This window comes from Cellulomonas sp. ACRRI (genome assembly GCF_022346185.1).
In the GTDB taxonomy this organism is placed as follows: Bacteria; Actinomycetota; Actinomycetes; order Actinomycetales; family Cellulomonadaceae; genus Cellulomonas.
Genome location: NZ_JAKRMS010000217.1, coordinates 1 through 3,537, shown reverse-complemented (window position 1 = coordinate 3,537; position 3,537 = coordinate 1). Strand labels below are relative to the sequence as shown.

At 77.3% G+C, this 3,537-nt stretch carries 3 protein-coding genes and 1 pseudogene; all 4 read left to right on the top strand.

Features of this window, described 5'->3' with window-relative positions; translation table 11 throughout:
- Nucleotides 1-714 (top strand): PilZ domain-containing protein (locus MHY85_RS20585; RefSeq protein ID WP_239200240.1); only part of this gene is annotated, 714 nt, incomplete at its 5' end.
- Between the two features lie 77 nt (nucleotides 715-791).
- The gene (locus tag MHY85_RS20580) at nucleotides 792-2,486 is read left to right on the top strand and encodes a DEAD/DEAH box helicase (RefSeq protein WP_239200237.1); all 1,695 of its coding nucleotides are present in this window, start codon (nucleotides 792-794) and stop codon (nucleotides 2,484-2,486) included.
- A 241-nt stretch (nucleotides 2,487-2,727) separates the two neighbouring features.
- Nucleotides 2,728-3,135, top strand: coding sequence for a peptide-methionine (R)-S-oxide reductase MsrB (msrB, locus tag MHY85_RS20575; RefSeq protein ID WP_239200234.1), 408 nt, complete (start codon nucleotides 2,728-2,730; stop codon nucleotides 3,133-3,135).
- 31 nt (nucleotides 3,136-3,166) lie between these two features.
- Nucleotides 3,167-3,537 (top strand): annotated as a pseudogene (locus tag MHY85_RS20570) (hypothetical protein); the annotation flags it as partial.

The following is a 3,537-nucleotide window of genomic DNA, read 5'->3' as shown; positions in this document are numbered from 1 at the left end:
CCCCCGCCCCACCCCCCGGACGGACCTGCCTGCATGCACGAGCTCGCGCTCTGCTCGGTCGAGCACGACGGCCACGCCGTCCTCAGCGGCTACGTCCGCACGTTCGAGGACGGCGTGCTCTGGGCGGGGTTCGAGGGCATCGTGCGCGGGGTGTCGGAGGGCGACGTCTACCTGCTCCGGGTCCTCGACGACGCGCGCGGCGAGTGCGTCTACCAGGGCGAGGTCGCCCGGATCACCGCGGACACCGTGGCGTTCGTCGGGGTCGAGCTGCTGTCGACGCTGCAGAAGCGGGCGGTCGCCCGGGTGGCGGTGCACGTGGAGGTGCAGGGGTTCGCGCGGCTGGCCGCGGTGCCGGACGAGCACGGGCACGGCCCGGACGCGGAGAGCGCGGCGGAGGTCGCCGGGGACGACGCCGAGGCCGCCGGCGAGGGCGACGAGATCCCGTTCGTGTTCACCGTCCTCGACGTCTCGGCGCACGGGATGCGTATGATGAGTCAGACCGAGCTGCCTGTCGGCAGCGAGGTGAGGTTCGTCTTCCCCGAGCTGTCCGCCGCGTTCTGGCTGCAGGCGGTCGTCGTCCGTGCCCAGCCCTCGCGCTCCGGGACGCACTACGGCTGCCGGTTCGTGGAGACCTCCACCCGGGAGACGGACGAGCTGTTCTCCTACGTCCTGCGCACGCAGGGCGCCCTGCGCCGCCAGCAGAAGCTCGCCTGACCGAGCCGCCGGCGCCGGTCGCCGCCCCGCGCGCAGCGGCCGCGGACCCCGACCACCGCCGGAAAGGCGCCCCCTTCATGCCTCGATTCACCGACCTCGGTGTGCCCGCCGCCCTCGCGCAGTCCCTCGCGCAGCGCGGGATCACCGACCCGTTCCCCATCCAGACGGCCACGCTGCCCGACACGCTCGCCGGGCGCGACGTGCTCGGCCGCGGCCGCACCGGCTCCGGCAAGACGATCGCGTTCGCCCTGCCGGTCGTCGCGCGCCTCGCGGACTCGAAGGCCCAGCGCGCCAAGGCCCGGCCCCGCGCGCTGATCCTCGCCCCGACCCGCGAGCTCGCCACCCAGATCCACGCGACCGTCGAGCCGCTCGCGACCACCGCGGGCCTGACGTCGACCACCGTGTTCGGCGGGGTCGCGCAGAGCCGGCAGGTCAGCGCGCTGAACGCCGGCATCGACGTGCTCGTCGCGTGCCCCGGCCGGCTCGAGGACCTCATCAAGCAGGGCCTGTGCTCCCTGGACGCGGTGGAGATCACCGTGCTGGACGAGGCGGACCACATGGCCGACCTCGGCTTCCTGCCCGTCGTGAAGCGGCTGCTCGACCGGACCCCGCGCGGCGGCCAGCGGCTGCTGTTCTCGGCGACGCTCGACAACGGCGTGGACACGCTCGTGAAGCGGTACCTCGACCGCCCGACGACGCACTCGGTCGACCCCGAGGTCGCGCCGGTGTCGACCATGACGCACCACGTGCTGGCCGTCGCCGACGCGGACGCCAAGAAGGAGGTCGTCCGCGAGCTCGCCTCCGGCACCGGCCGCCGCGTGCTGTTCACCCGCACCAAGCACCAGGCCAAGAAGCTCGCCAAGCAGCTCACGCAGGACGGCGTCCCCGCGGTCGACCTGCAGGGCAACCTCGGCCAGGGCGCGCGCGAGCGGAACCTCGCGGCGTTCACCTCCGGCGAGGTGAAGGTGCTCGTGGCGACCGACATCGCCGCGCGCGGCATCCACGTCGACGACGTCGAGCTGGTCGTGCACGTCGACCCGCCCGCCGAGCACAAGGCGTACCTGCACCGCTCCGGCCGCACGGCGCGGGCGGGCTCCGGCGGCGACGTGGTCACCGTGATGCTCCCGGAGCAGGCCGGCGACGTCCGCGACCTGACCCGCAAGGCCAAGATCACCGCGACCCCGCAGCGCGTCGCGCCGGGCTCGCCGGTCGTCGCCGCGCTGGTCGGCGAGGTCGCGGCCCACGTGGCCCCGGCCCCGGCCGCGGCGCCCGCGCAGCCGTCCCGGTCGCGGGGCGCGGGGTCCGGCGGCTCCGGCGCGTCCGGCGGTCGCGGCCGCCGCGGCGGCGGCGCGGGGTCGCGCCCGGCGGCCGCGGGGTCGCGCCCGGCCGAGGGGGGCCAGCGCGCGGGCCGTGCGCCGGGGGCGCCGTCCGCCCGCGGCGCCGGCGCCCCGGCCGCCCGCGGCGCGGGTACGGCGTCCGGCGGCGGTCGCCCGGCGCGCCAGGGCGGCGGCTCGTCCGCGCCCGCCGCCGGTGGCGGCCGCGGCCGGTCGGACCGCGGGCGCGGCGTGCCGGTGCTCGGCGGCTCGATGGTCGCGTGGACCTCGGGCGGCGACGCCCCGTCCACCGGCTCGTACGGCGGCCGGACCGGCGCGGGCGCGCAGTCCGGTGGCGCGGGCCGGTCCCGCGGCGCCGGCCAGGGCGGCGAGGGCCAGGGCGGCGGCCGGCGCCGGCGCAGCGGCCGCGGCCGCTCCGGCGGCGGCGCGCAGCAGTAGCGCGCGGCGCGGCCTCCGCCTTCCGGCGCGGCCTCCGCCTTTCGGCGCGGCCTACGCCTTCCGGCCGCGCCGACGCCGATCGGCGTAGGCCGGGCCGGAGAGCGGAGGCGCTCGTGCGCGGCGCGGCGCGGCCCGGCCGACGTCGGGCGCGGAACACCGCGGGCCGCGTCCGTGTTCTGCTGCCGGTGGACCAGCCCCGGCCGCAGCGGGCGGGGCGTCCGCCGGGCGAGAGGAGACCGCGATGGCGGAGAAGACCTACGAGGTCACCAAGGACGAGTCGCAGTGGCGGGTCGAGCTGGACCCTGCCGAGTTCCAGGTGCTGCGCCTGGCCGGGACGGAGCGCCCGTGGACCGGTGAGCTGCTCGACGAGCACCGCGAGGGCGTGTACCGCTGTCGCGCGTGCGGCAACGAGCTGTTCCGGTCGGAGACCAAGTTCGACTCCCACTGCGGGTGGCCGAGCTTCTTCTCCCCGCTGGCGGGCGACAAGGTCGAGCTGATCGAGGACCGCAGCCTGGGCATGGTGCGCACCGAGGTCCGCTGCGCGAGGTGCGGGTCGCACCTCGGGCACGTCTTCGACGACGCGCCGCAGACCCCGACCGGTGACCGGTACTGCATGAACTCCGTGAGCCTGACCTTCGACCCGAAGTAGGCTGCCCCCCGTGTGGGGGAGGGGAGCGCCGATGCTTCAGGGCAAGCGGTCCGATGCCGATATCCCGGACGTGGAGCAGGCCCTGATCGTCCGCCGGTGGCGCCGTTACGGCGCCGACCGGCTGTACGTCACGGCCGAGACCGGTGCGCCCCTCGGCAGCGTCGACCTCGCCACCGGCCAGGTGGCCGTCGAGGCCGACGCCGCCGCCCTGGAGGGCGACGGGCTCGAGCAGGCCGTGCGCGGCGCCGCGCAGGCCTACCTGCGGGCCGACGTGCCGGAGCTCGTCGTCCCCGCGGCGGAGGTGGTCACCGGGGAGCCGCAGCCCGAGCCCGAGCCGCGGCCGCGGGGCCGGCGCGCCCGCCGGGACGCCGCCCCCGAGCGGCCCCCGGCCCCGGACGACGC